Here is a 25411-nt window from a genome sequence, read left to right as displayed (position 1 = left end):
GCAGTGCCGCGACCACCGGGACGACGGGCGGTCGGCGGTCCGCCGGCTCCGGGGTCGCGGCCTCCAGGCGGTCGATCCCGGTGAACGTCCGTGGTGCTCGAACCGCCCGCCCGCCGCTGGAGTGGGCCGGGCCTAGTCGTTCACCCGGAACGTGGGCGCGATCGTGTCGAACAGCCGGCTGCGACCCGTCTCCTCCTGCTCGGTCGGCACGACGACCTCGACCACCCACAGGTCGTTGCCGCGGGGCAGCACCCGCGAGTAGCGGCTGCGGCGCAGGTCGGGGCCGGGGGAGACGGTGCCGCGGGACAGCGGGGTGGCCCGCTCCACGGTCCGGTAGCTGTACTGGACGGCCGCCTCCTTCCCGCCCGGCGGCAGGGGGTCGGTCGGTTCCAGGGTCTCGCCGAAGTACTGGTCCTCCGCCCACCTCGACCGCACCAGCCGCAGGTAGTCGTCGATCACGTTGCGCTCGTAGTAGTCCGGGAACCGCTGCACGGTCACCTCGTACCACCCGTTCGGCGAGACCAGGTGCACCGCCGTGCTCGGGCCGAGCCCGTTGTTCGTCCGCTGCTCCAGGAAGCTGGTCCAGTCGGGCCCCACCTCGATGGTGAACTCCGCGCCCTGCTCGCCCTTCGCCGCCGCGGCCGACGCCGTGGTCGGCAGCAACGACGGCGTCTCGGTGACCGCGGGCGGTGACGTGGCCTCCACGGTCGGCGGCGGCAGCAGCGACGCACCGGCGACCGTCCTGGTCAGGGCGAAGCCGGACGCGCTGCCGATCGCGAACAGCACCGCCGCCGACAACGCCACCAGCGCGGAGAACCCCGGCCGGCGGGTCAGCTCGCGCGTCGGGGCGTGCGCCACCGCGAACGGCAGCGGACCGGGGTCGGCGGCCAGCGGCGTCTCCGGCGGCACCGGCGCCTTGACCGGCGCCGGCCGCACCACCTCCACCACCGGTCGGGTGGCCGCCGTCACCGGGAACACGTCCGTGCCCGGTTCGGGCAGCAGCGGCCGGACCAGCCGCCGCACCTCGGCCAACGCCATCCGCTCGTCCGGCGCCTTCACCATCAGCCCCGCGACCACCGCCTCCAGCTCGCCGCAGGCCGACGCCGACGGCACGTCGCCGTGCACCACCTGGTTGATCGTCTGCAGCACGTTCGCGCCCTCGTACGGCTGCTGCCCGGTCATCGCGGCGAACAGCGTCGCGCCCAACGACCACTGGTCCGCGGCGAACGACACCGCCGCGCCCGCCGCCACCTCCGGCGCGATGAACGCGGGCGTGCCCAACGTGATCCCGCGGCTGGTCAGGGTGGCCTCGGCGACGTTGCGGGCGATGCCGAAGTCGGTCAGCTTCACCCGGCCGTCGTCGGCGACCAGCACGTTGCCCGGCTTCACGTCGCGGTGCGTGATCCCGGCCCGGTGCGCGGCCTCCAGCGCGGCGGCCACCGCGTCCGCCACCACCGCGCCCTGCACGTCGGTCAGCGGACCGCGCTGCCGCACGACCTCCGCCAGCGACGACGACGGCACCAGCTCCATCACCACGTACGGGTCGCCGTCGACCTGCACCACGTCGTACAACGTCACCAGGTTGGGGTGGGCGAGGGCCGCCGCGGACCGGGCTTCGCGCAGCGTGCGTTCCCGAAGGACTTCATCCTCGTCGTCCGGGCCGCCCGCCGGGCGCAGGATCTCCTTGACCGCGACGTCCCGCCGCAGCACCTCGTCGTGCGCGGCCCAGACGGTGCCCATCGAGCCACGCCCCAGGACGTGCCGCAGGCGGTAGCGGCCGGCGATCAGTCGCTCGGATTCCACTGGGCCATCATTCACCAGCGTGGAAGACTGGCGTCTGCATCGTTCACGGCGGTGAACCTCACATAGCCGTCGCACTACTGGTGAGTAACACTGCGGAGCATGATGGAGCCGTCAGGCGAGTTGGCGTTGGCCGCCGAATTCACCAGCCCTGACCGCGAGCAGTGGCTGGACCTGGTCCGAGGGGTGCTGCGCAAGTCCGGCGCCGACTTCGGGTCGCTGGTCACCACCACCTACGACGGCATCGCCGTGCAGCCGCTCTACACCGCCGCCGACCAGGCGCCGGACCCCGGTTTCCCCGGCCTGGCCCCGTTCACCCGGGGCGGTCGGCCGCAGGGCGCGGTCGAGGGCTGGGACGTGCGCCAGCAGCACCGGGCCCCCGACCGCGAGGCGGTGGCGGCCGACCTGGAGAACGGCGTCACGTCGCTGTGGCTCAAGGGGCTCGACCCGTCGACCTACGACGACGTGCTGGCCGACGTCTACCTGGACCTCGCGCCGGTGGTCGTGGACGCGGGCCCGGACTTCCTCGAAGCCGGGCGCGCCGTGCTGCGGGTCTGGGAGGAGCGGCCGGTGCTCGCCGACGAGGTGCGGGGCAACGTCGGCGCGGACCCGCTGGGCGTCCGGGCCCGCACCGGGCAGCCGGCCGACTTCGCCGCCGTGACCGACCTGCTCGACCGGACCCGCCGGTTCCCCGGGCTGCGGCTGCTCGTCGTGGACGGCCTGCCGTTCCACGAGGCCGGTGGCTCGGACGCGCAGGAGCTGGGCGCCTCCCTCGCCGCCGGGGTGGCGTACCTGCGGCACCTGACCGAGGCCGGCCTGGACGTCGCCGAAGCGGCGCGGCTGCTGGAGTTCCGGTACGCGGCGACCGCCGACCAGTTCCTCACCATCGCCAAGTTCCGGGCCGCCCGGCGGCTCTGGGCCCGGGTCACCGAGGTCGCCGGCGCGCCGAGCCCGCAGCTCCAGCACGCCGTCACCTCGCCCGCGATGATGACCCGCCGCGACCCGTGGGTGAACATGCTGCGCACCACCGTGGCCTGCTTCGGCGCGGGCCTGGGCGGCGCGGACGCGGTGACCGTGCTGCCGTTCGACCACGCGATCGGCCTGTCCGACGACTTCGCCCGCCGCATCGCCCGCAACACGCAGTCGCTGCTGCTGGAGGAGTCGAAGCTGGCCGGCGTGATCGACCCGGCGGGCGGCTCCTGGTACGTGGAACGGCTCACCGACGACCTCGCGCGCGCCGCGTGGGCCTGGTTCCGCGAGATCGAGGCCGCCGGCGGCCTGCCCGCCGCGTTCGACCTGGTCGCCGACCGGATCGCGGCCACCTGGGAGCGCCGCCGGGCGAACCTGGCCGACCGGACCGACGCGCTGACCGGCGTCAGCGAGTTCCCGAACCTGGCCGAGCAGCCGGTGATCCGCCCGCCCGCCCCCGCGGAACCGGGCGACCGGCGCGCCCCGCGGGAGTCTCCGGCAGGACGTGCTCCGCAGGAGTCCCCGCCAGGGGGTCCCCTGGATCCATCCTCCCAGAGGGGTCCGACAATTCCGGGGCCCGAGCACCGGCCGCTGCCGCGCATCCGCTACGCCCAGGACTTCGAGGCGCTGCGCGACGCGGCCGACGCGAGCCCCGAACGCCCGAAGGTCTTCCTCGCCACCCTCGGCCCGGTCGCCGCGCACACCGCGCGGGCCACGTTCGCGGCGAACCTGTTCCAGGCGGGCGGCATCGACACGCCGAGCGCCGGCCCCACCGAGACGGTGCGGGACGTGGTCGCCAGGTTCCGCGAGAGCGGCGCCCGGGTCGCGTGCCTGTGCGGCAGCGACGCCGGCTACGCCGAACTGGCCGCGCCGGTGGCGCGCGCGCTGCGCGAAGCGGGCGCGGAGCGGATCCTGTTGGCCGGGAAGGCCTCCGCGTCCTCCGACGCGGGCGCGGAAGTCGACGAGCACGTCTTCACCGGCTGCCCGGCGCTGGACGTGCTGGAGCGCACGTTCGAATCCCTTGGAGTCCAGCGATGATCCCGAACTTCGCCGACGTCGAGCTGGGCCAGCCCGCCGCCACCGCCGACGCCGCGCAGTGGCACGCCGCGCTCCAGGAGGCGACCGGCAAGGGCGCGGACGCGTTGGCGTGGGAGACGCCCGAGGGCATCGGCGTCAAACCCGTCTACACGGCCGCCGACACCGAGGGCCTCGACTTCCTCGGGACCTACCCCGGCATCGCGCCGTTCCTGCGCGGCCCCTACCCGACGATGTACGTCAACCAGCCGTGGACCATCCGGCAGTACGCCGGGTTCTCCACCGCCGAGGAGTCCAACGCCTTCTACCGCCGCAACCTCGCGGCCGGCCAGAAGGGGCTCTCCGTCGCGTTCGACCTGGCCACCCACCGCGGCTACGACTCCGACCACCCCCGCGTGGCGGGCGACGTCGGCATGGCGGGCGTGGCCATCGACTCGATCTACGACATGCGGCAGCTGTTCGACGGCATCCCGCTGGACCGGATGAGCGTGTCGATGACCATGAACGGCGCGGTGCTGCCGATCCTGGCGCTGTACGTCGTCGCCGCCGAGGAGCAGGGGGTGGCGCCCGAGCAGCTCGCCGGGACCATCCAGAACGACATCCTCAAGGAGTTCATGGTCCGCAACACCTACATCTACCCGCCGAAGCCGTCCATGCGGATCATCTCGGACATCTTCGCGTTCACCTCGCGGCGGATGCCGAAGTTCAACTCGATCTCCATCTCCGGCTACCACATGCAGGAAGCCGGCGCGACGGCCGACCTGGAGCTGGCCTACACGCTCGCCGACGGCGTGGAGTACCTGCGGGCGGGCCGCGACGCGGGGCTGGACATCGACGCGTTCGCGCCCCGGCTGTCGTTCTTCTGGGCGGTCGGCATGAACTTCTTCATGGAAGTCGCCAAGATGCGCGCCGCCCGGCTGCTGTGGGCGAAGCTCGTGAAGGGCTTCGACCCCAAGTCGCCGAAGTCGCTGTCGCTGCGCACGCACTGCCAGACGTCCGGCTGGTCGCTCACCGCGCAGGACGTGTTCAACAACGTCGCCCGCACGTGCGTCGAGGCGATGGCCGCCACCCAGGGGCACACGCAGTCGTTGCACACCAACGCGCTGGACGAGGCGCTGGCCCTGCCCACGGACTTCTCCGCGCGCATCGCCCGCAACACCCAGCTGCTGCTCCAGCAGGAGTCCGGCACCACGCGGGTGATCGACCCGTGGGGCGGCAGCGCGTTCGTGGAACGCCTCACGCACGACCTGGCGCGCCGCGCGTGGTCGCACATCACCGAGGTCGAGGCCGCGGGCGGGATGGCGCAGGCCATCGACGCGGGCATCCCGAAGCTGCGCATCGAGGAAGCCGCCGCGCGCACCCAGGCGCGCATCGACTCCGGCCGGCAGCCCGTGATCGGCGTGAACAAGTACCAGGTCGAGTTCGACGAGAAGATCGACGTGCTCAAGGTCGACAACGCCGGGGTGCGCGCCCAGCAGCTGGCGAAGCTGGCCCGGTTGCGCGCAGAGCGCGACCAGTCCGGTGTGGACTCCGCGCTGACCGCGCTGACCGAAGCGGCGGGCTCGGACGGCAACCTGCTGGAGCTGGCCATCGCCGCGGCCCGCGCCAAGGCCACCGTCGGCGAGATCTCCGAGGCGCTGGGCAAGGTGTGGGGCAGGCACTCCGCGCAGATCCGCACCATCACCGGGGTGTACCGGGAGGAGGCCGGTTCGGTGTCCGACGTGGAGGCGACGCGCGAGGTGGTGGAGGCGTTCGCCGAGGCCGAGGGGCGCCGGCCGCGCATCCTGGTCGCCAAGATGGGCCAGGACGGGCACGACCGCGGCCAGAAGGTGATCGCGACCGCGTTCGCCGACCTCGGCTTCGACGTGGACGTCGGCCCGCTGTTCCAGACCCCGGAGGAGGTCGCGCGCCAGGCCGTCGAGGCCGACGTGCACATCGTCGGGGTGTCGTCGCTGGCCGCCGGGCACCTCACGCTGGTGCCCGCGCTGCGCTCGGCGCTGGCGGAGCTGGACCGCGAGGACATCATGATCGTGGTCGGCGGCGTGATCCCGCCCCAGGACTTCGACGCGCTGCGCGAGGCGGGCGCGTCGGCGATCTTCCCGCCCGGCACGGTCATCGCCGACGCGGCGGGCGACCTGCTGCGCAGGCTCGCCGAGCAGCTGGGCCACGACGACCTGCCGGGACGAGATGGCTAGGCCGGTCGACGTCGGCGAGTACGCCGAGGGCGTGCTCGCCGGCAACCGCGGCACGCTGGCGCGGGCCATCACGCTGGTCGAGTCGACCCGCCCGGACCACCGCGCGTCGGCGCAGGAGCTGCTGGTCGAACTGCTCCCGCACTCGGGCCGCGCGCACCGCGTCGGCATCACCGGCGTGCCCGGCGTGGGCAAGTCGACGTTCATCGACGCGTTCGGGTCGATGCTGACCGCCCGGGGCCACCGGGTGGCGGTGCTGGCGGTCGACCCGTCGTCCACCCGCACCGGCGGCTCGATCCTCGGCGACAAGACCCGGATGGCGCGGCTCGCGGTCGACGAGGCGGCGTTCATCCGGCCGTCGCCGACCTCCGGCACGCTCGGCGGCGTGGCCAAGGCGACCCGCGAGTCGATCGTGCTGGTCGAAGCCGCGGGCTACGACGTGGTGCTCGTCGAGACGGTCGGCGTGGGCCAGTCCGAGGTCGCCGTGGCCGACATGACCGACTGCTCGCTGCTGCTCGCCCTCGCCCGCACCGGCGACCAGCTCCAGGGCATCAAGAAGGGCGTGCTGGAGCTGGCCGACGTGATCGCGGTCAACAAGGCCGACGGCCCGCACGAGCCGGACGCCCGCAAGGCCGCCCGCGAGCTGGCCGGCGCTCTGCGGCTGCTGCGCCCGCCGGACGCGCCGTGGCACCCGCCCGTGCTCACGTGCAGCGGGCTGGACGGCTCCGGGCTCGACACCGTGTGGGAGCAGGTCACCCGGCACCGGGACACCCTGGAGCAGGACGGCGGGCTGGCCGAGCGGCGCCGCCGCCAGCAGGTCGACTGGACCTGGGCCATGGTGCACGACCAGCTGCTCACGAGCCTGCGCGCGGCGCCCGGGGTGCGCTCGGTCGTGCCCGAGGTGGAACGGCAGGTGCGCGCCGGCGAGCTGACCGCCACGCTGGCCGCCGAACGGATCCTGGCCGCGTTCCGCGCGCAGGCATAAGGGCCCGGAGCAGGGACGGAACGAGTTCTTTCGCTCACCGCACGTGAACGAATCCCGGTTTGGATGACCACCGACAGTGGTAACCACGAAAGGCGGTGGCTAGGCTTGGCGTTCATGTGGCGATCTGTGCTCGCGGTGTGCCTGTTCGTGCTGGCCGGTGTCTTCACCGTGTCGGGCACAGGCGTAGCCGAGACGCCGGCGCCCCACTTCGCGGCCCAGCCGACGCAGACCCTCGAGCCCGGTGCCACCGTCCAGCCGGAGGGCACCGTGCCGCCCGGCCCGGACCTCGACGCGCCCCAGGAGCAGCAGCCCACCTCCGGCGACGAGACCCGGCGGAAGCTGTGGATCGGCGGTATCGCGGTGCTGCTGTTCGCCCTCGTGTACTGGCGCAACAAGAAGCGGTGGTCGAAGTGGAAGGCCGGGCGCAAGTCCGGGTGATTCCCAGCCAGTGGGAACACTGAGGCGGCAGGTGGTCGCCTCTTAGCATGGCCTGCGTGAGCGCGCACGGCCGCGCGGACGTGATCGGTCTGACCGAAAATCGCGCACCGCTCGGCGCATCGCCGCGACCGGTTGCCGGTTGATCAACCAGGGGTGCGACGTGCCCGCCGGACCGTGATGCAGGATGGACGCAATGGGTACCGACATCAAGATGAGCACACGCTCCGCCGTCGAGCGGTACTCGGATGCGCTGGTGGGCCTCTCCCGCAGCATCCACGCGGAGCCCGAGCCGGCGTTCGCCGAGCACCGCAGCGCGGCCAAGGTCGCCGACCTGCTGGCCGCCGAGGGCTTCGAGGTGGACCGCGGCGTCGCGGACCTGGAGACGGCGTTCACCGCCTCGTTCGGCTCCGGCGAGCTGGTGCTGGGGCTGTGCGCGGAGTACGACGCGCTGCCCGAGATCGGCCACGCGTGCGGGCACAACGTCATCGCCGCCGCGTCGACCGGGGCGGCGCTCGCGCTGCGCGACCTGGCCGACGAGCTGGGCCTCACCATCCGGGTGATCGGCACCCCCGCCGAGGAGGTCGGCGGCGGCAAGGTGCTGATGCTCGAACGCGGGGTATTCGACGACGTGGCGTTCTCGATGATGGTGCACCCGGCCCCCTACGAGGCCGTGGCCGCGCGTTCGCTCGCGATCACCGACGTCGAGGTGCACTACACCGGCAAGCCCTCGCACGCCGCCGCCGCGCCCCACCTGGGGGTGAACGCCGCCGACGCGATCACGGTCGCCCAGGTCGCCATCGGGCTCGCCCGCCAGCACCTGGAGCCGGGCCAGATGGTCAGCGGCATCGTCACCCGCGGCGGCACCGTGCCCAACATCGTGCCCGCGCGCACGTCGGCGATGTTCGACCTGCGCGCCGACGACCTCGACTCGCTGCGCCGGCTGGAGGAGCGGATGAACCGCTGCTTCGAGGCCGGCGCCGTCGCCACCGGCTGCACCCACGAGGTCGTGAAGGTCTCCCCGGTGTACGCCGAGCTGACCCCGGACCCGTGGCTCGCGGACGCCTACCGGCGTGCCGCGATCGAGCTGGGCAGGCATCCGTTGAGCCCCGAGGAGGAGCTCAAGGAGAAGATCGGCAGCACCGACATGGGCAACATCACCCGTGCGCTGCCGGCCATCCACCCGACCATCGCCATCGACTGCGGAGACGCGGTGAACCACCAAATCGAGTTCGCGACCGCCTGTGCGTCGGCCTCGGCCGACCGAGCCGTCCTCGACGGGGCGCTCGCACTCGCCTGGACCATAATCGACGCGGCGACGAGTGCGGAGCAGCGAACTCGGCTCCTCTCCCGCGTTTCGAACCACTTTGGGGAAGCCTGATGACCGCCATCGATCCCGGTGTAGGGCTCTCGCCCGACCGGCCGAACGGAGAAACCAACGTGCTCGCGGCTCTCGACGGGGTCACGCTCTCCCCCGTGGACGAAATTTCCGTAGAGGACCTGGGAGTCGGTCGGGGACCGGGGTGGCTGGACGACTGGCTCAAGCGCAACGCCTCCGAGGTCGTCCGCTGGCGCCGCCACATTCACGCCCACCCGGAGCTGTCCCGCCAGGAGCACGAGACCACGCGCCTGGTCCACGACCTGCTGGTCTCCGCCGGGTTGAAGCCGCGCCTGCTGCCCACCGGCGTCGGCCTGATCTGCGACATCGGCACCGGCCCGCGCTGTGTGGCGCTGCGGGCCGACCTGGACGCGCTGCCGCTGCCCGAAGCGACCGACCTGCCGTACCGCTCCACGGTCGACCAGGTCAGCCATGCCTGTGGGCACGATGGGCACACCACGGTTCTGCTCGGTGCAGCCCTCGCACTCGCCTCGGCTACCGAGCTGCCCGGTCGCATCCGGCTGATCTTCCAGCCCGCTGAGGAGGTCATGCCCGGCGGCGCCCTCGACGTCATCGCGGCGGGAGGCCTGGACGGGGTCGAGCGGATCTTCGGCCTCCACTGCGACCCGAGGTTGCAGGTGGGCCGGGTCGGTACCAGGGTCGGTGCCATCACCTCCGCGAGCGACATGCTCGAACTGCGCCTGACCTCGCCCGGTGGCCACACGTCACGGCCGCATCTGACCGCAGACCTCGTGCACGCCCTCGGCACGGTCATCACCGGCCTGCCGGTGCTGCTGTCCCGGCGCGTGGACCCGCGATCCGGCACGGTCCTGGTGTGGGGCGCGGTGCACGCCGGCGAGGCGCCGAACGTCGTGCCTCGGGACGGCGTCCTCCGCGGCACGTTGCGAACCGGCACGCGGGAAGTGTGGAGCGAGCTGGACGGCTTGGTCCACGATCTCGTCAACGCGCTGCTGGCGCCCACTGGCGTCGGCTTCGACCTGCTGCACCGCCGCGGTGTGCCGCCGGTGGTCAACGACCGCGACAGCACCATGCTGCTGCGGGCCGGTGTCGAGGCGGCCTTGGGCGAGGACGCCCTCGCCGGTACCGAGCAGTCCTCGGCGGGCGAGGACTTCGGCTGGTACCTGGAGCAGGTGCCCGGCTCGTTCGGTCGGCTCGGCGTGTGGCCGGGTCACGGTCCGAAGCTCGACCTGCACCAGTCGTCGTTCGACCTGGACGAGCGCGCTCTGCTGGTGGGTGTGAGGGTCCTCGTGCACGCCGCGCTGGCCGCTCTCGCCTGAGCTGCCGCCTTCCCGTACGGCGGTCGGCCGTACGGGAAGGCGTGAGTCTCACCCCGCCAGCACGTCGGCCAGCAGTGATGTGTCCACGTTGCCACCGGACAACACGGCCACCGTGCGCCCGGTGGGCAACTGGTCGGCGTGGTGCAGGAACGCGGCCACCGTGGCCGCGCCGCTCGGCTCCACCACCAGGTGTGCGCCCGTGGCCAAGGTGCGCACCGCGTCGAGCAACTCGTGCTCGGCAACGGTGACGATGCCGTCCAGGTGCGCTTGGAGGTGGGCGAAGGTCAGCTCCGACAGGTTGGTTCGCAGCCCGTCGGCCACCGTGCGGCCGGTCTGGGTCATCGACCACTCGGCGCGCCGGCCCGAGCTCAGTCCCTCGGCGGCATCGGCAGCCAACTCCGGCTCCACGCCGATGACCCGCGCGGTCGGACGGAGCGATTTGACCGCGCTGGCCACACCGGCGGCCAGCGCGCCACCACCGACGGGAACTAGGACGACGTCGACGTCCGGGACGTCCTCGACGATTTCCAATCCGACCGTGCCCTGGCCCGCGATCACCAACGGGTGGTCGTAGGGCGGCACAAGCGCGTACCCGTTCTCGCTGGCGAGCCGCTCGGCGTGGGCTTTGCGGTCCGCCGGGGGCACCGTCACCACATCGGCGCCCAGAGCCTTGGTGGCGGCGACCTTCACCGGTTTCGCGTCATCCGGCATGACGACCGTGCACTTCACCCCGTGGGTGCGGGCGGCGTAGGCCAACGCCTGCGCGTGGTTGCCCGACGAATAGGTGATCACACCGAGCTTGCGCTGGTGCGGCGACATGGATTCGACCGCGTTGCAAGCACCGCGGATCTTGAATGAGCCAGTGGTCTGGAGGTTTTCCGGCTTGAGCAGCAGATCGCGGCCGATGCCCGTCGGGCCGGGTAGCACCGGAGTGCGCCGAGCGACCGGGCGGATGCGTTCCGCCGCCTCGCGCACGTCGTTGATCGAGATGAGTGTCACTGGATTCCCGTTGTGTTCGGGTGTGCCGGTCAGGAGGTGGCCGCAATGGCGTCGATCGCGATGCGGCGATCGCCCGCCAATCGCACCACTGCGGCGGTGCGAGCCGGCGGGTGGTTCGGGAAGACTTCGGTGAATATTTCGTTGATGACAGGCAAGTAGGACAGGTCGGTGTAGAGCACGGTCACCTTCACGACCTCGTCCAACTCCGCCCCGGCCGCCTTGAGGGTGCGGGACAAGTTCGCGAACGCCTGTCGACACTCGGCTTCGAACCCGCCGGGTGGCACCTCGTTGGTCGCCGGGTCGACGCCTGACTGCGCGGACGCGAATACCAGGTTGCCCGCCCTGGTGGCCGGTGAGTACGGCCCGAGGGTGAAGGGCGGATCGATGGTTCCCTCGGCGTCGTCAAGTCCGTCCGTCACGGTCGACATCTCCTCCCGTTGTGAGTGCCGACACGAAGCAAAAGCGCAGCCGTAGGTCAACTTACTCCGGGCGCGTCCGAGTGTCTCTCCGTCATACGGGGTAGGTCCGGGATTCGGCGGTCCGAGCGTGGTTCGCGGTGCGCGGGTGAGTGATTCGAGTCGGCTTCGAATTGTTCCGTACGGTAAAGGTAACAGGCCGCAAGATTGCGGTGTGAGGCAACTCTTGTAGGTGCTTCCGTAGCCCGATCGGGTGGGGTCGACCGCGTCTTCTCGTCCCGATTCAGTTACTTTCTAGTCCCCGGTAGGCGGAAACGGCATCATGACGCCATGTTCGACAAACCCCAGGTTCGGGCCGCGGTTATGGTCATGATCAGCATTGTGGTCGCGGCATTGCTGAACCTCGCGACCGGCGGCCTGGTGAGCGGCTCGCTGAGGTGGATCCTCGGAGCTGGGGTTCTCCTGCTCGGATTCCTGTGGGTGGCGCTCGAGTACGTGGGCTCGAGCGTAGGGGCGGTGCGGGGCCACAAGCACTCACCTCAGGTGTGGATGCTGCCCAAGCTCGACGAGTCGGTCGACCGGCCCGCCCTGCGCAACGCGCTGGTGCGGATGCTCGTGTCGAACCGGCACGAGCTCATCGGGCTGACCGCGCTGCAGGGCGCGGGCGGGTTCGGCAAGACCACGCTGGCGGTGCAGGTCTGTGGCAGGCCGGAGGTGCGCAAGATCTTCACCGGGGGTCTGTTGTGGGCCACGGTCGGCGAGGAGCGCCATGGCGCCGAACTCGCTTCCATCGTCAACGACCTGTCGGCTCAGCTCACCGGGGAGCGGCCTCAGTTCTCCGACCCGGAGCAGGCCGGGTTGCACCTGGGGCGGCTGCTCGATGAGCGTGCGAACATCCTGCTCGTCCTGGACGACGTCTGGACCGCCGAGCAGTACAAGGCGTTCTCCTACGGCGGTTCGACCACGACGAGGCTGGTCACCACCCGCAACGTCGGCTGCCTGCCCGCCGGCGCCCGCATGCTGCGCATCGACGAGATGGCCAGTGCCGAGTCGGTCGAATTGCTCTCCCGCGGTCTGGTCGACCTGCCGGCGGGGATCACCGATCGACTCCTGCACGTCACGGGCAACTGGCCGCTGCTGCTGGCCATGGTCAACGGCGCCATCCTCGGTCACGTCCGCGACGGCTCGGCGCCCGCCGACGCGGCTGCGCTGCTGGCCCAGCAGCTCGAGGTCGAGGGTCCCTCTGTGCTGGACGTGCGCATCGGAGCCAGCCGTGACCACGCCGTGCGGCTCACGGTGGCCGCCAGCCTGCGGCTGCTCACACCCTGGCAGCGGAAGTGCTACCTCCAGCTGGGCATCTTCGCCGAGGACACCGACATCCCGCTGTCCATCCTGTCGGTGTTGTGGGGCGAGACCGCCGCCGAGACCAGGCAGCTGTGCGAGGACTTGGCGAACTTGTCGCTGATCCGCGCCTACGAGCGCGGCTCCGCCACGCTCCAGCTGCACGACGTCATCCGCGACCACCTCCGCCACGAACTCGGCGACGACCTCGCCGAGGTGAACTCCACGTTCCTCAAGGCCCTGCGATCGGTGTACTCGATCTCCGGCGACGAGTGGTGGAACCTGCCGCCCTCAGCCGGCTACCTGCGGCGCCAACTGGCCTACCACCTCACCGAAGCGCGACAGTTCGAGCAACTGCGCAACCTGGTGTGCGACCTGCGCTGGGGCGCGGAGAAGATCCGGGCGCTGGGCCTTCCCGCGCTGGAGGCCGACCTGGTACGCGTGGACGACCCGACCGCTACCGCCATGCGGCTCGCACTCGTGCGCAAGGGCCACCTGCTCGGGGCGATCGAGCCGGTGCACTCGCACGACGACCTGTTGGTCAGCAGGCTCGGTTCCGTGCCGGAACTGCGGCAGGTCGTGGCGGACTTCGCCACCCGGCTGTCGACCAACGTCGCGCGCATCGCCAACCGCTGGCCCATCCCGGCCGTGGACCCGGCGCTGCTGCGCGTGCTGCCCGCGCGGACCGACGGCACATCCCGCTGCGCCGTGTCGCCGGACGGTCGCCTGCTCGCCGTCACCGGAGCGGGTGGCGTTCAGGTGTGGCGCACCGACTCCTGGGTGGGCCACGTGGCTTTGCAGAGCACCGGAGGAACTGCGCAGAGTTGTGCGTTCTCCGCCGACGGCAGGTGGCTCGCAACCGCGGGTGCCGACGGGGTGGTGCGCGTGTGGGACACGCTGACGTGGAGCGAGGTCGGTGCGCTGCGCGGGCACGCCGCCGCGGTGCTGGACTGCGTGTGGTCGCCGGACGGTCGTTGGCTGGCCGCCGCGGGTGGTGACCAGGTGCACGTCTGGCAAGCCGGGGACTGGACCGGGCACGCGGTGCTCGAAGACCACGTGGGTGCCATCACGGGCTGTGCGTTCTCTCCCGACGGCAGGCGCTTGGCGTCCACAGGGGTGGACGGCTCGGTGCGGGTGTGGGACACCGACTGGACCGACGCCGTCGTGCTGCGCGGCGCCGGGCCCATGTGGGGCTGCGAATTCTCACCGGATGGTCGCTGGCTGGTCGCGTTCGGCGAGTCGGGCGGTCAGGTGTGGAGCGTGGACACCTGGACCGACGACCGGCTGCTCGCCAACCACGCGGGGCGGATCACCGGCTGCGCATTCGCCCCCGACGGGGTACGGCTGGTGACAACCGGCGCGGACCGGACCATACGGGTCTGGAACACCGCGTCGTGGGCGGAGGAAGTGGTGATGCGCGGGCACACCGAACAGGTCACCTCGTGCGTCTTCGCGCCCGGCGGGCGGTGGTTGGCCTCCGCAGGCGACGACCACAGCGTCAGGGTGTGGGACCTGTCCGCGGACGGCCCGCGCGGTGGTCGCTACGAGCAGAACCGCGCTGTCGACCAGTGCCTCGTCTCCTCGGACGGCACCTGGCTGGTGGCCGCGGGCGGCGACGGTGTGGTGTGCGTGTGGGCGAGCCACGCGCCGGTCCGGCGCGAGGTGGTCGCCGTGCACCGGGGGGCCGTGACGTGCTTCGCGCTCTCCTCGGACGGCACACGCCTGCTGACCGCGGGCGGTGACGGTGTGCTCCACGAGTGGCGCGCGCCGACCTGGAAGGGCGGGCCGTTGCTGCTGGAGCGCACCGCGCCACTCGTGTCCTGCGGGTTCTCGCCGGACAACACGGTGCTCGCCGGAGTGACCGACGACGGTCGGCTGAGGATCTGGGACGCCGAAGGTGGACGGGCGGTCGCCACCGTCGGCGCGGGCATGAAGTGGTGCCTGTTCTCGCCCGACGGTGTGTGGTTGGCGACCGGCGCGGCGAGCGGTGAGCTCGTCGTCTGGAACACGCGCACGTGGGAGCCGGTGACCAGGCTGGTTGCCCATCCCGGCGATGCGACCTGCGGTGCGTTCTCCCCAGACGGCGCTTGGCTGGCCACGGTCGGCACAGACGCGCTGGTGCGCGTGTGGAGCACCGGGGACTGGTCGGAGGCCGTGGTGCTCCCCTCGACGCAGGGCGCGTCCGGTTGTGCGTTCTCTCCGGATGGCCGCTGGCTCGCGGTCAGCAGCCACGAGGTCGCGGTCCGCGTCTGGGAGTCGGTGACCTGGCAGTTGGGCGCCGCGATGCGGACCAACGGCCGGGCCAACGCGGTGGCGTGGTTCCCCGATGGAGAGGCCTTCTGCATCGGCAGCTCCGGAGGCCTCTACCAATTCACGTTCGTACCGCCCGCGGTCTGAAGCGGTGATCACACAGGAGGAGATGTGGCGCAGGGTTTACTGGACTTGGACAGGATCAGCGAGTCTCTGAAGGAGCGGGGTTACGCACACGTAGTTCCTCCGTCGGACCGCGACGTCGACTACGCGGCCGAGGTCGGCAGGCTCGGTCCGCTGCTGCCGCAGTACGCCGGCGAACTCGTGCGCGACATCAAGCCGAGCTCCGAGTTCGACGACGAGCAGTTCACCCCCTACAACACCAAGGAACTGCGTCCGCACACCGAGTGGTACGAGTTCCCCGAACTGCCGCCGCGCTACGTCGCCATCTGGGCGGTGCACGCGGCCGAAGGACCGGGTGGCGAGACCACCCTCGCCGACGGGTACGAACTGGTGGCGTCGTTCTCACCAGCCGAGCAGGAGGCCTTGGCCGTCAACGCCTACGAGTGGCGCACGGACCCCGGGCGGACACCGGAGCGCGTGGACCGACGCGCGGAGCGCCCGGTGTTGCAGCACCACCCCGACGGTCTGGTGCTCCGGTTCAGCACGATGGACCTCCAGGTCCGTGACGAGTTGTCGCAGCGGTATGTTGCCGAAGGGGTGCGCTTCTTCGACCAGCACCACGTGGCCGTCAAGGTCGAGACCAACGCCTTGCTGATCTGGGACAACTGGCGAATGCTGCACTCGCGGACGGCGTTCCGCGACCACCAGCGGCACCTGCGGCGCGCGCTGGTGGGGCTGTCGGTCAGCTGACGGGCTCGACGATTTCCGGGCGGGCTTCCGGGGCCGAAGAGCGGACGGCGTCGGCAGCCTGGTCGTCCGGTTCGGTTTGGGAGGCGCGTTCGGCGTCGACGCGGGCGGTGTAGACGGCGACTTCGTGGGCGATCGTGGCGTCGTCCCAGTTGTGCACGGTGGCCATGAGGCGGGCGACGGGGAGGGCGCACTCGACGCCCCGGTGGGGGTATTCGATCGAGATGCGGGTGCGGCGGGTGAGGACGTCCTCGAGGTGGAGGGCGCCCTCGTGCGACGCCGCGTAGACCACCTCCACCTGGAGGTAGTCGGGCGCGCCGGGCACGGGCTTGAGCAGTTCCGCGTCCGCCGACCCCAGCACCTCGTGCACCAGGGACCCGTAGCGGTCCAGCAGGTGGCGCACCCGGTAGGGGTGCAGGCCGTAGCGCGCGGCCAGTTGGTCCGCCTGGTTCACCAGCGCGTGGTAGCCGTCCGCCCCGATCAACGGCACCTTGTCCGTGATCGACGGCTGGAGCCGCCCCGGCAGGTCGACCGAGGCCGCGTCCACCGCGTCGGCGCCCATCACCCGGTACGTCGTGTACTTCCCGCCGGCGATGGCGACCAACCCGGGCGCCACCCGGGCCACCGCGTGCTCGCGGGACAGCTTCGACGTCGACTCGCTCTCCCCGGCCAGCAACGGCCGCAGCCCCGCGTAGACGCCCTCGATGTCGTCGTGCGTCAACGGCGTCGCCAGGACCGCGTTGACGTGCTCCAGGATGTAGTCGATGTCCGACCGGGTCGCCGCCGGGTGCGCCAGGTCGAGGTTCCAGTCGGTGTCGGTCGTTCCCACGATCCAGTGATTCCGCCAGGGGATCACGAACAGCACCGACTTCTCCGTGCGCAGGATCAACCCCGACTCGGACACGATCCGGTCCCGCGGCACGACGATGTGCACGCCCTTCGACGCGCGCACCCGGAACCGGCCGCGACTGCCGGACAGCCGCTGCAGCTCGTCGGTCCACACGCCGGTCGCGTTGATCACCGCGTGCGCCCGCACGGACGTCTCCCGCCCGTCCTCCACGTCGCGCACCCGCACGCCGGACACCCGGTCCGCTTCCCGCAGGAAGCCCACGACCTGCGTGGACGTCCGCACGACCGCCCCGTAGTGCGCCGCCGTGCGGCCGACCATCATGGTGTGCCGCGCGTCGTCCGCCTGGGCGTCGTAGTACCGGATGCCGCCGATCAGCGCGGACGGCTTCAACGCCGGCACCAGCCGCAGCGCGCCGGCCCTGGTCAGGTGCTTCTGCCCGGGCACGGACCGCGCGCCGCCCATCGTGTCGTACATGAGCAGCCCGGCCGCGGTGTACGGCCGCTCCCACCCGCGGCGCGTCAGCGGGTACAGGAACGGCACCGGCTTGACCAGGTGCGGAGCCAGCCGGGTCAGCATGAGTTCGCGTTCCCGCAGCGCCTCGCGCACCAGCCCGAACTCCAGTTGCTCCAGGTACCGCAACCCGCCGTGGAACAGCTTCGACGAGCGGCTGGACGTGCCCGAGGCCAGGTCACGCGCCTCGACCAGCGCCACCCGCAGGCCGCGGGTCGCGGCGTCCAGCGCGGAGCCGACGCCGACCACGCCACCACCGATGATCACCAGGTCGAACGTCTCCGAGCCGAGCCGGTCCCAGGACTCCGCGCGTTCGAGCGGTCCCAGCCGGCCCGCGGTGGCGGGGTACTGCTTGCGAGTGACCACTGACGCCTCCCTGATGCTCGAACCGACCGGGCGGACCAGGACTGACTCGACCACGTTACCCGCCGGTACGCCACCCGTGGACAACTGATCAGGCCGGAACTAGCGTCAAGCCCCATTGTGGGGTGGGCAGCGCCGCCGGACCCGGACCGTGCTGCCTCCTGTCAAGGCGAGGAGGTCGGCGAGTGAGCAGTGGCTCGATCTTCGTGTGGGAGATGCTGGGCACCGCGATCCTGATCCTGTTGGGTGCGGGTGTCGTCGCCAACGTGGTCCTCAAGGACACGTTGGGCAACACCGGCGGATGGCTCCTGATCAACATCGGCTGGGGTTTCGCGGTCTTCGCGGGCGCCAGCATCGCCGCGCCGAGCGGCGCGCACCTCAACCCCGCGGTGACCCTGGGCCTGGCCGTCGCGGACAAGACCCCGTGGGACCAGGTCCCCATCTACTTCGCCGGTCAGATGGTCGGCGCGTTCATCGGCGCCGTGCTCGCGTGGCTGGCCTACAAGGCGCAGTTCGACGCGCACGACGACCCGGCGGGCACGCGCGGCATCTTCTGCACCGGCCCGACCATCCCCAAGGCAGGCTGGAACGTCGTCACCGAGGTCATCGGCACGTTCGTGCTGGTCGCCTGGGTCCTGCTGAGCCCCGCCGCGAAGGAGACCGCGGACGGCGTGCCGCAGCTGGGCAACTCCGCCCTCGGCTACGCCGGCGTCGCGTTCGTCGTCATCGGCATCGGCGCCTCGCTCGGCGGGCCGACGGGCTACGCCATCAACCCGGCCCGCGACCTCGCGCCGCGCATCGCCTACGCGATCCTGCCCATCCGCGACAAGGGCAGCGCCGAGTGGGGCTACGCCTGGGTGCCGGTGGTCGGCCCGCTGGTCGGCGGCCTGCTCGCCGGTCTCCTGTACCTGGTTCTCCCGGTCTGAAAGGACTCCAGCGCATGACGAAGTACGTGGCCGCGATCGACCAGGGCACGACGTCGACCCGGTGCATGATCTTCGACCACTCGGGCCGCGTGGTCGCCGTCGACCAGAAGGAGCACGAGCAGATCTTCCCCAAGGCCGGGTGGGTCGAGCACGACGCGAACGAGATCTGGACCAACGTCAGGCAGGTGGCCGCCGGCGCGTTGGCGAAGGCCGACCTGACCACCGCCGACATCGTCGCCGTCGGCATCACCAACCAGCGCGAGACCGCGCTCGTCTGGGACAGGACCACCGGGCAGCCGGTGTACAACGCGATCGTCTGGCAGGACACCCGCACCGACAAGATCTGCCAGGACCTGGCGGCGCTCAGCCGGGAGGACGGGCAGAGCGGCCAGGAGCGGTACCGGGACAAGACCGGCCTGCCGCTGGCCACGTACTTCTCCGGCCCGAAGATCCGCTGGGTGCTCGACAACGTCGAGGGCGCGCGGGAGAAGGCCGAGGCCGGCGACCTGCTGTTCGGCAACATGGACACCTGGGTGCTGTGGAACATGACCGGCGGGGTGGACGGCGGCGTGCACGTCACCGACCCCACCAACGCGTCCCGCACGCTGCTGATGGACCTCGACACGCTGAGCTGGGACGAGGGCATCGCGGCCGACATGGGCGTGCCGCTGTCGATGCTGCCGGAGATCCGGTCCTCGTCCGAGGAGTACGGCAAGGTCCGGGCCCGCGGCGCGCTGGCCGGTGTGCCGATCGCGGGCATCCTGGGCGACCAGCAGGCCGCGACGTTCGGGCAGGCGTGCCTGTCGCCGGGCGAGGCCAAGAACACCTACGGCACCGGCAACTTCGTGCTGCTCAACACCGGCACGGACAAGGTGATGAGCGAGAACGGCCTGCTCACCACGGTCTGCTACAAGATCGGCTCGCAGGCCCCGGTGTACGCGCTCGAAGGTTCGATCGCGGTCACGGGCTCGCTCGTGCAGTGGCTGCGCGACAACCTCGGGATGATCTCGTCGGCCGCCGAGATCGAGGAGCACGCCCGGACCGTGGAGGACAACGGCGGCGCGTACTTCGTGCCCGCGTTCTCGGGCCTGTTCGCGCCCTACTGGCGGTCGGACGCGCGTGGCGCGATCGTCGGCCTGACCCGGTTCGTGAACAAGGGCCACTTGGCCCGCGCGGTGCTGGAGGCGACGGCGTTCCAGACCCGTGAGGTGATCGACGCGATGAACGCCGACTCGGGCGTGCCGCTGAAGTCGTTGAAGGTCGACGGCGGCATGGTCGTGAACGAGCTGCTGATGCAGTTCCAGGCGGACGTCCTGGGCGTGCCGGTGATCCGGCCGGTGGTCAACGAGACCACCGCGCTCGGCGCCGCCTACGCGGCGGGCCTGGCGGTCGGGTTCTGGGCGTCGGAGGACGACATCCGGCAGAACTGGGCGCAGGACAAGCAGTGGGACCCGGCCATGGACGACGACACCCGCGCGGCCACTTACGCGCAGTGGAAGAAGGCCGTGACCAGGACCTTCGACTGGGTCGAGTGATCCTCGGGGCGCCGCTCCACCCCGGGCGGCGCCCCTCCGGCTCAGTCCAGGTCGTCGTGGCGCATGAGCTGGCGGCCGGCCTCGGTGATCGACCCGGTGAGCGACGGGTACACCGAGAACGTGGTGGCCAGGTCGTCCACCGTGAGCTGGTTCTGCACGGCCAGCGTGATCGACAGGATCAGCTCGCTGGCGTTGGGCGCGACGACGACGCCGCCGATGACCACACCGGTCGCGGGCCGGCAGAAGAGCTTCACGAAACCGCGGCGCAGGCCTTCCATCTTGGCCCGCGGGTTGGTGGCCAGCGGCAGCATGATCGTGCGCGCCGGCACCTCGCCGGAGTCGATCGCCTGCTGGCTGATGCCGACGGACGCGATCTCCGGGTTGGTGAACACGTTCGCCGCGACCGTCTTGAGCCTGATCGGGCTCACCCCCTGGCCCAGCGCGTGCCACATGGCGATGCGGCCCTGCATGGCGGCGACGGACGCGAGCAGCAGCAGGCCCGTGCAGTCGCCCGCCGCGTAGACGCCGGCGACGTTCGTCCGCGACACCCGGTCGACCGGGATGTACCCGCCGCGGCCCAGCTCGATACCGATCTTGTCCAGGCCGATGTCGGTGGTGTTCGGGACGGAGCCGACCGTCATCAACGCATGACTCGCCTCGATCGTGCGACCGTCTTCCAGGTGAATCAGGACACCGTCGCCGACGTTCTCGACCCGGTCCGCGCGGGCGTGCTTGACCACCGCCGTGCCGCGTTCGGCGAACACGTCCTCCAGCACCACGGCCGCGTCGGCGTCCTCGTGCGGAAGCACCCGGTCGCGGCTGGAGACCATGGTCACCTTCACGCCGAGTTCCGTGTACGCGGAGGCGAACTCCACACCGGTGACACCCGACCCGATGACGGCCAGGTGCTCCGGCAACTCCGGGAGCTCGTAGATCTGCCGCCACGTCAGGATCCGCTTGCCGTCCGGCTCGGCGCCGGGCAGCACCCGCGGGGTCGCGCCCGTCGCGATCAGCACCACGTCGGCCGGCAGGACCTCCTTCGTGCCGTCCTCGGCGATGGCCACGACCTCGTGCTGGGCGAGCCCGCGGGCGTTGTCGCAGAACTTGCCGATGCCGTTGACGATCCGCACGCCCTCGCGCTGCAGGCGGGCCCGGACGTCGGCGGACTGGGCGAGCGCAAGGCCCTTCACTCGTCCGTGGACGACCGGCAGCTCGACCGCCGCTTCCGCGTTGTTCGTGCGAATGCCCAGCTCACCGGCGTTGCGGAAGGCGCTGCGGCCACCCGCGGAGGCGATGAACGTCTTCGACGGCACGCAGTCGTAGAGCACGCAGGCGCCACCGACGCCCTCGCGTTCCACGATGGTCACGTCGGCCCCGTGCTGGGCCGCGACCAGTGCCGCCTCGTAACCTGCGGGGCCACCGCCCATGATGACGATGCGGGTCACGACACGTCCTCCTCGTGGTCTCGGCGCTGTTCGCACCGCTCTTCTCCAACGTCTTTTCGCGCTGTTTGCGCCGCTCGCGGCCGTTGGTAACCGTACGCGGTCGGGTGTCGGGGTGTGTCGTCCGGTCTTCTGGTACCTCGCGGTGATCGCGAGGTCGCTAGGCTGTCGTCGTGCCGCTCTATGCCGCGTACGGGTCCAACATGGACCCGAACCAGATGATGGAGCGAGCCCCCTACTCCCCCATGGCGGGGACCGGGTGGCTCGCCGGATGGCGTCTGACGTTCGGTGGCGAGGACCTGGGCTGGGAGGGCGCGCTCGCCACCATCGTCGAGGACCCGGACTCACAGGTGTTCTGCGTGCTCTACGACGTGAGCCCGCGTGACGAGTCCCGCCTCGACCGCTGGGAAGGCGCCCTCGGTCTCTACAAGAAGATCCGCCTGCGCGTCCAGACCCTGGAAGGTTCGGTGACCGCCTGGCTCTACGTCCTGGACGCCTACGAGGGGGGTCTGCCCTCCGCCCGCTACATCGGCGTCGTCGCCGACGCCGCCGAAGCCGCAGGCGCCCCGGACGACTACGTCTCCGACCTCCGCACCCGCCCGTGCCAAGGCATCGGCCCCTGACCCCCGCGCGAGAGTCCAACCTTCACGGCGCGTGAGTCCTACACCCAGAACGCGTGAGTCCTACGTTCAGGACCCCCGAGTTCAACACTCAGCTGTCGGAACAGCCGGGTGGGGATGCGCAGGTCCGAGGCGTCGGCGTGGAGCACCTTCCAGCCGCGCCGTCGCAGGTCCTCGTCACGGGCCTGGTCGGCCTCGGCCTTGTCGACGTGCGCCGCGTAGCCGTCGTACTCCAGTGCCACGCGTGCGTCCGGCCAGGCGAAGTCCAGTCGCCAGACCTCGCGGTCGTCCAGGTCGCGGACGGAGTACTGGAGTTCGGGCAGCGGAAAACCGGCTTCGGCGATGGTGAGCAGGAGCGTGCTCTCCGACGGTGACTCGGGCAGGCCCGTGGCGAGGTCCAGGAGGAACGCGCCCTGCCGTCGGCCCCGGTGATCACGACGGGTCGCCAGGCGCACGGCGAGGTCGGCCTTGAACGCGGCCCGCTGCTCCGGCTGGAGGGCGCCGAGTGCCTGATCCGCGCAGGCCAGAGCGGTGGAGCGGTGACGGGCCCGGCAGAGCAGGTCGGCGATGGCGTAGTCGAGGACCATGCAGCGCAGGCCCTCGACCTGGATCACGTCGGCCGGGTCGTACTGGTGGTAGTGGACGGCGACGTCACGGCGGGGTCGGACCCTGCGGTCGTAGTCCAGGAGGAGGTGCACCCGGTTGGTCTCGGCGGCCGTGCAGCCGTGCAGCCAGGCCGCGGTGTGGTCGGTCAGCACGGCGTCCGGCCCGGCCATGAGCAGCGCGGCGGCGGCTCGGGTGCGCAGGTCGGTCATGCGTTGCCGCTGGATGACGACCGTGCGGCTGTAGTTGATCAGGTGGCCGTCGCGGATGGCTCGGCTCACCGCTGGGGCGCCGATGCGGTCGTGCAGCCGCGTGCGGGGGTAGGCGCCGTGCAGGCCAGGAGGCAGTTGGATCATGCATAACCGAGTGGCGAGACCCCCGATCCCGTACACGGTTCACCTGATCGTGGGCCATCGCGGTACGTGAGCGTTGAATTCAGGTGCTCTGAACGTACGACTCACGCGACGTGAAGGTTGGACTCACGGGGTGGTGAGGGATTCCAGGTGGTGGATCAGGCGGCGGGTGTCGACGGGGGAGACGGTGCTCCACGGTTCCTGGCCCGCGGTGGCACGGCGGAGCTGCACGTAGCGGCCGTGGGGGTTGTCGAAGAACGACACGACGCGGTCCTGGCGCACGCGCTTGCCCCACTTGTCACGGCTCGCGGCGCCGAACTGGCCCCGGTTGTCCGCGTCCTGGAACATGTCGGCCAACGTGCGGGCGTCCTCCTGGCGGATGCCGCGCGCCAGCAGGCCCTGGTACAGGTCGTCCGGGGTGTTCGCCCCCGCGGCGGCGGCGTCCAGGTCCGCGCTGGGCAGCGTCACGGAGTGGCCGGGGCCCGCGCCGAGCGGCGGCAGCACGGAGAGCGCCTCGCGGGGCAGGCCCTCGGCGGACGCCGGCCGCAGGGTCAGCTGGTCGTGGGCGAGCACCGCCAGCACGCCGGACTGGCCCTTGGCGGCGGCCAGCACCCGGACGCTGTGCCCGAGCCACAGCCGGCCGTCCACCTCCTGCTGCGGCCGGTTCAGCAGGTGCAGCAGGTCTTCCAGCACCGGGTCCAACGACACCGGTCGACCCAGGCCGCGCCGGTCCAGCCCGCTCCACGCCTGCTGTTCCAGCTCGGCCCGTTCGGCGTGCGTCTTGCCCGGTGACGGCACCTTGAGCACCAGCGGCATGGTTTCCAGCCGCAGGTGCTCCCACAGCACGTCGAACTCGAGCGCCGAGATCGTCACGGGTTCGCGCAGGTCGTTGCTGCCCAAGTCCAAGCCGAACGTCGTCATCAGTGGGTGGTGCTCTCCCCGATCACCGGAGGCGAGATGATCCCGCCGATGCCGTAGATGTCGTCCGTCTCCCGAAGGTAGTCGGCGGCGTCGTGCGTGGCGTCTTCTTCCTCTTCCGCGCCACGAGGCCCGCCCAGACCGCCGAACGGGTCGAACGCGGGCTGCACCGGCGCCGCGACGCTGCGCTTGTGCACGGTGTCGCCGCCGCCGGCCTGACCGGCGGCGCCGGGCATCGCGCCCGTCGCCGCGCCCGGTCCCGCCGTCGCCGCGTGCTGCGTGCTGGCCGCGAACGCCCCGATCTCCACCGAGCTGACCGACGTCGTGCCGCTGGGCAGCGGCCCACCGCCCGCGCCGGGCAGCAGGTGCTGGTTGGCGCCGGCGGCGTGCTGCCCGCTGGTCGTGTCGGAGGCCGAGCCGGCGCCCGAGGACGAAGAAGAGGACGAGCCGGCCTTGCGCCGGTCCTTGTCCTGCTGACCACCCGTGCCGCCGATCACGCCGCCGGGCCCGAACGCGCCCGTGCTCGACGTCGACGGCGGTAAGGCGGCTGACGAGGCCCGGGTGGATCCGGACGTGCCCGCCGACGAGGTGCCCGTCGACCCGCCGAACGAGGGCTGCGTCACGGGACGCGGAGCCGGGTAGCCGCCCCGACCGCTGCTGCCGCCGCGACCGCCGCGCCACCCGCCCCGACCGCCGCCGCCGCGCCACCCGCGCGGGCCGCCGTAGCCCCAACCGGGCCCGGACACCCCCGCCGAGTCGTTGCGCGCCAGGTCGGGCGCGTTGATCACCAGCTGCGGCGGCTGGTGGAACTGCCCCAGCGTGCTGGTGTTGGACGTGGTGCTGGAGGCGTAGGTCGTCATGACCTCGCGCGCCCGCTGCTCGGCCGCGTTCTGCGCCTTCTCCTGCTTCTCGTAGTCCGTCTGCCCGCCGACCAGGGCGGTCAACGCGCTGACGAGCAGGTTCGGCTGTTCCGCGGTCACCTTCACCGGCGGCGGCATGTCCGCGCGCGCCTTGGCGATGTAGTCGGCCTGCCGCTCGGCCGAGACGCGCATGATCTCCGCGCCGGCGCGGGCGTCGTCCGCCCACGCGGCCAGCGGGTTGATGCCGGTGCGCGCCTTGTCCGCGGCCGATCCCTCCCAGGACGCGCCGGACTTCAGCACGCCGGCGTGCAGGTCGGCGTTGATCTCGGTCAACGCGGCGGAGACGCCCTGCCACCGCTCCATCGAGGCGTGCGAGGCCTTGGGCCCCGGCCCCGAGTTGATCTGCTCGTACAGCTCTTCGTGGCTGTACCCGCTCCAGCGGTGTCCATCGGGCATGAACGCT

General features: G+C 71.5%; 19 protein-coding genes. 11 read left to right on the top strand and 8 right to left on the bottom strand.

Going from position 1 to position 25411, the window contains the following annotated elements; all coding sequences use genetic code 11:
• Positions 1–132 precede the first annotated feature (132 nt).
• Entirely contained in the window at positions 133–1803 is a 1671-nt protein-coding gene (locus tag IOD16_RS32735) for a serine/threonine-protein kinase (RefSeq protein ID WP_236594522.1), read from the bottom strand.
• Positions 1804–1902: 99 nt separating this feature from the next.
• On the opposite strand from IOD16_RS32735, the gene IOD16_RS32730 reads away from it, so the two are divergent.
• The 6 genes from IOD16_RS32730 (at position 1903) to IOD16_RS32705 (ending at position 10092) form a co-directional block, all read left to right on the top strand.
• Positions 1903–3807, top strand: a complete 1905-nt coding sequence (locus IOD16_RS32730) for a methylmalonyl-CoA mutase family protein (protein ID WP_201437584.1) — start codon at positions 1903–1905, stop codon at positions 3805–3807.
• Complete coding sequence (gene scpA / locus IOD16_RS32725; RefSeq protein WP_201437583.1) at positions 3804–5999, top strand: methylmalonyl-CoA mutase; 2196 nt, start codon at positions 3804–3806, stop codon at positions 5997–5999. Before IOD16_RS32730 ends, scpA begins: the two co-directional genes overlap by 4 nt.
• The gene (meaB, locus tag IOD16_RS32720) at positions 5992–6981 is read left to right on the top strand and encodes a methylmalonyl Co-A mutase-associated GTPase MeaB (RefSeq protein WP_201437582.1); all 990 of its coding nucleotides are present in this window, start codon (positions 5992–5994) and stop codon (positions 6979–6981) included. Before scpA ends, meaB begins: the two co-directional genes overlap by 8 nt.
• A gap of 114 nt (positions 6982–7095) precedes the next feature.
• A complete protein-coding gene (locus IOD16_RS32715) occupies positions 7096–7419 on the top strand; it encodes a hypothetical protein (protein ID WP_201437581.1) in 324 nt (107 codons plus the stop codon).
• A gap of 193 nt (positions 7420–7612) precedes the next feature.
• Positions 7613–8797: a M20 family metallopeptidase gene (locus IOD16_RS32710; protein ID WP_201437580.1), complete on the top strand. Its 1185-nt coding sequence runs from the start codon at positions 7613–7615 to the stop codon at positions 8795–8797.
• On the top strand, positions 8797–10092 hold the full coding sequence (locus IOD16_RS32705; protein ID WP_201437579.1) for an amidohydrolase: 1296 nt from the start codon (positions 8797–8799) through the stop codon (positions 10090–10092). Before IOD16_RS32710 ends, IOD16_RS32705 begins: the two co-directional genes overlap by 1 nt.
• Before the next feature lie 48 nt (positions 10093–10140).
• On the opposite strand, the gene IOD16_RS32700 is transcribed toward IOD16_RS32705, so the two are convergent.
• A complete protein-coding gene (locus tag IOD16_RS32700; RefSeq protein WP_201437578.1) occupies positions 10141–11091 on the bottom strand; it encodes a threonine ammonia-lyase in 951 nt (316 codons plus the stop codon).
• Between the two features lie 29 nt (positions 11092–11120).
• Positions 11121–11510, bottom strand: a complete 390-nt coding sequence (locus tag IOD16_RS32695) for a RidA family protein (protein ID WP_236594520.1) — start codon at positions 11508–11510, stop codon at positions 11121–11123.
• Positions 11511–11876: 366 nt separating this feature from the next.
• On the opposite strand from IOD16_RS32695, the gene IOD16_RS32690 reads away from it, so the two are divergent.
• Positions 11877–15245, top strand: coding sequence for an NB-ARC domain-containing protein (locus tag IOD16_RS32690; RefSeq protein WP_201437576.1), 3369 nt, complete (start codon positions 11877–11879; stop codon positions 15243–15245).
• Positions 15246–15290: 45 nt separating this feature from the next.
• Positions 15291–15971 carry a TauD/TfdA family dioxygenase gene (locus IOD16_RS32685; protein ID WP_201437575.1) on the top strand — a complete coding sequence of 227 codons (681 nt, stop codon included), beginning with the start codon at positions 15291–15293 and terminating at the stop codon, positions 15969–15971.
• Here IOD16_RS32685 and IOD16_RS32680 read toward each other — a convergent pair.
• Positions 15964–17694 (bottom strand): glycerol-3-phosphate dehydrogenase/oxidase, encoded by a 1731-nt coding sequence (locus IOD16_RS32680; RefSeq protein WP_201437574.1) that lies wholly within the window; start codon positions 17692–17694, stop codon positions 15964–15966. The two genes, IOD16_RS32685 and IOD16_RS32680, sit on opposite strands and share 8 nt — an antisense overlap.
• 182 nt (positions 17695–17876) lie before the next feature.
• Between IOD16_RS32680 and IOD16_RS32675 the strand changes: the two genes are divergently transcribed.
• Both IOD16_RS32675 and glpK read left to right on the top strand, forming a co-directional pair.
• Positions 17877–18617 carry an MIP/aquaporin family protein gene (locus tag IOD16_RS32675; RefSeq protein WP_201437573.1) on the top strand — a complete coding sequence of 247 codons (741 nt, stop codon included), beginning with the start codon at positions 17877–17879 and terminating at the stop codon, positions 18615–18617.
• Between the two features lie 14 nt (positions 18618–18631).
• Complete coding sequence (glpK, locus tag IOD16_RS32670; RefSeq protein ID WP_201437572.1) at positions 18632–20152, top strand: glycerol kinase GlpK; 1521 nt, start codon at positions 18632–18634, stop codon at positions 20150–20152.
• Positions 20153–20193: 41 nt separating this feature from the next.
• Here glpK and IOD16_RS32665 read toward each other — a convergent pair whose 3' ends face one another.
• Positions 20194–21597 (bottom strand): NAD(P)H-quinone dehydrogenase, encoded by a 1404-nt coding sequence (locus IOD16_RS32665; RefSeq protein ID WP_201437571.1) that lies wholly within the window; start codon positions 21595–21597, stop codon positions 20194–20196.
• Between the two features lie 170 nt (positions 21598–21767).
• Between IOD16_RS32665 and IOD16_RS32660 the strand changes: the two genes are divergently transcribed.
• Complete coding sequence (locus IOD16_RS32660) at positions 21768–22217, top strand: gamma-glutamylcyclotransferase family protein (protein WP_123745455.1); 450 nt, start codon at positions 21768–21770, stop codon at positions 22215–22217.
• Positions 22218–22255: 38 nt separating this feature from the next.
• Here the strand turns inward: IOD16_RS32660 and IOD16_RS32655 are convergent, their stop codons facing one another.
• The 3 genes from IOD16_RS32655 to IOD16_RS32645 all read right to left on the bottom strand — a co-directional run bounded on the left by IOD16_RS32655 (position 22256) and on the right by IOD16_RS32645 (position 25404).
• Positions 22256–23173 (bottom strand): DUF559 domain-containing protein, encoded by a 918-nt coding sequence (locus IOD16_RS32655; RefSeq protein ID WP_201437570.1) that lies wholly within the window; start codon positions 23171–23173, stop codon positions 22256–22258.
• A 123-nt stretch (positions 23174–23296) separates the two neighbouring features.
• A complete protein-coding gene (locus IOD16_RS32650; RefSeq protein ID WP_201437569.1) occupies positions 23297–24091 on the bottom strand; it encodes an ESX secretion-associated protein EspG in 795 nt (264 codons plus the stop codon).
• Positions 24091–25404 (bottom strand): PPE domain-containing protein, encoded by a 1314-nt coding sequence (locus IOD16_RS32645; RefSeq protein ID WP_201437568.1) that lies wholly within the window; start codon positions 25402–25404, stop codon positions 24091–24093. Before IOD16_RS32645 ends, IOD16_RS32650 begins: the two co-directional genes overlap by 1 nt.
• Positions 25405–25411: the final 7 nt, after the last annotated feature.

This window comes from Saccharothrix sp. 6-C, from assembly GCF_016695385.1.
GTDB classification, from domain to species: Bacteria; Actinomycetota; Actinomycetes; order Mycobacteriales; family Pseudonocardiaceae; genus Actinosynnema; species Actinosynnema texasense.
This window is presented reverse-complemented; position numbering and strand designations above follow the sequence as displayed.

Coding starts and splice junctions, on each gene's coding strand:
- IOD16_RS32645 (WP_201437568.1), bottom strand. CDS start 25,404: ATGCCCGATGGACACCGCTGGAGCGGGTACAGCCACGAAGAGCTGTAC.
- IOD16_RS32690 (WP_201437576.1), top strand. CDS start 11,877: ATGATCAGCATTGTGGTCGCGGCATTGCTGAACCTCGCGACCGGCGGC.
- meaB (WP_201437582.1), top strand. CDS start 5,992: ATGGCTAGGCCGGTCGACGTCGGCGAGTACGCCGAGGGCGTGCTCGCC.
- IOD16_RS32650 (WP_201437569.1), bottom strand. CDS start 24,091: ATGACGACGTTCGGCTTGGACTTGGGCAGCAACGACCTGCGCGAACCC.
- IOD16_RS32655 (WP_201437570.1), bottom strand. CDS start 23,173: ATGATCCAACTGCCTCCTGGCCTGCACGGCGCCTACCCCCGCACGCGG.
- scpA (WP_201437583.1), top strand. CDS start 3,804: ATGATCCCGAACTTCGCCGACGTCGAGCTGGGCCAGCCCGCCGCCACC.
- IOD16_RS32715 (WP_201437581.1), top strand. CDS start 7,096: ATGTGGCGATCTGTGCTCGCGGTGTGCCTGTTCGTGCTGGCCGGTGTC.
- IOD16_RS32710 (WP_201437580.1), top strand. CDS start 7,613: ATGGGTACCGACATCAAGATGAGCACACGCTCCGCCGTCGAGCGGTAC.
- glpK (WP_201437572.1), top strand. CDS start 18,632: ATGACGAAGTACGTGGCCGCGATCGACCAGGGCACGACGTCGACCCGG.
- IOD16_RS32705 (WP_201437579.1), top strand. CDS start 8,797: ATGACCGCCATCGATCCCGGTGTAGGGCTCTCGCCCGACCGGCCGAAC.
- IOD16_RS32730 (WP_201437584.1), top strand. CDS start 1,903: ATGATGGAGCCGTCAGGCGAGTTGGCGTTGGCCGCCGAATTCACCAGC.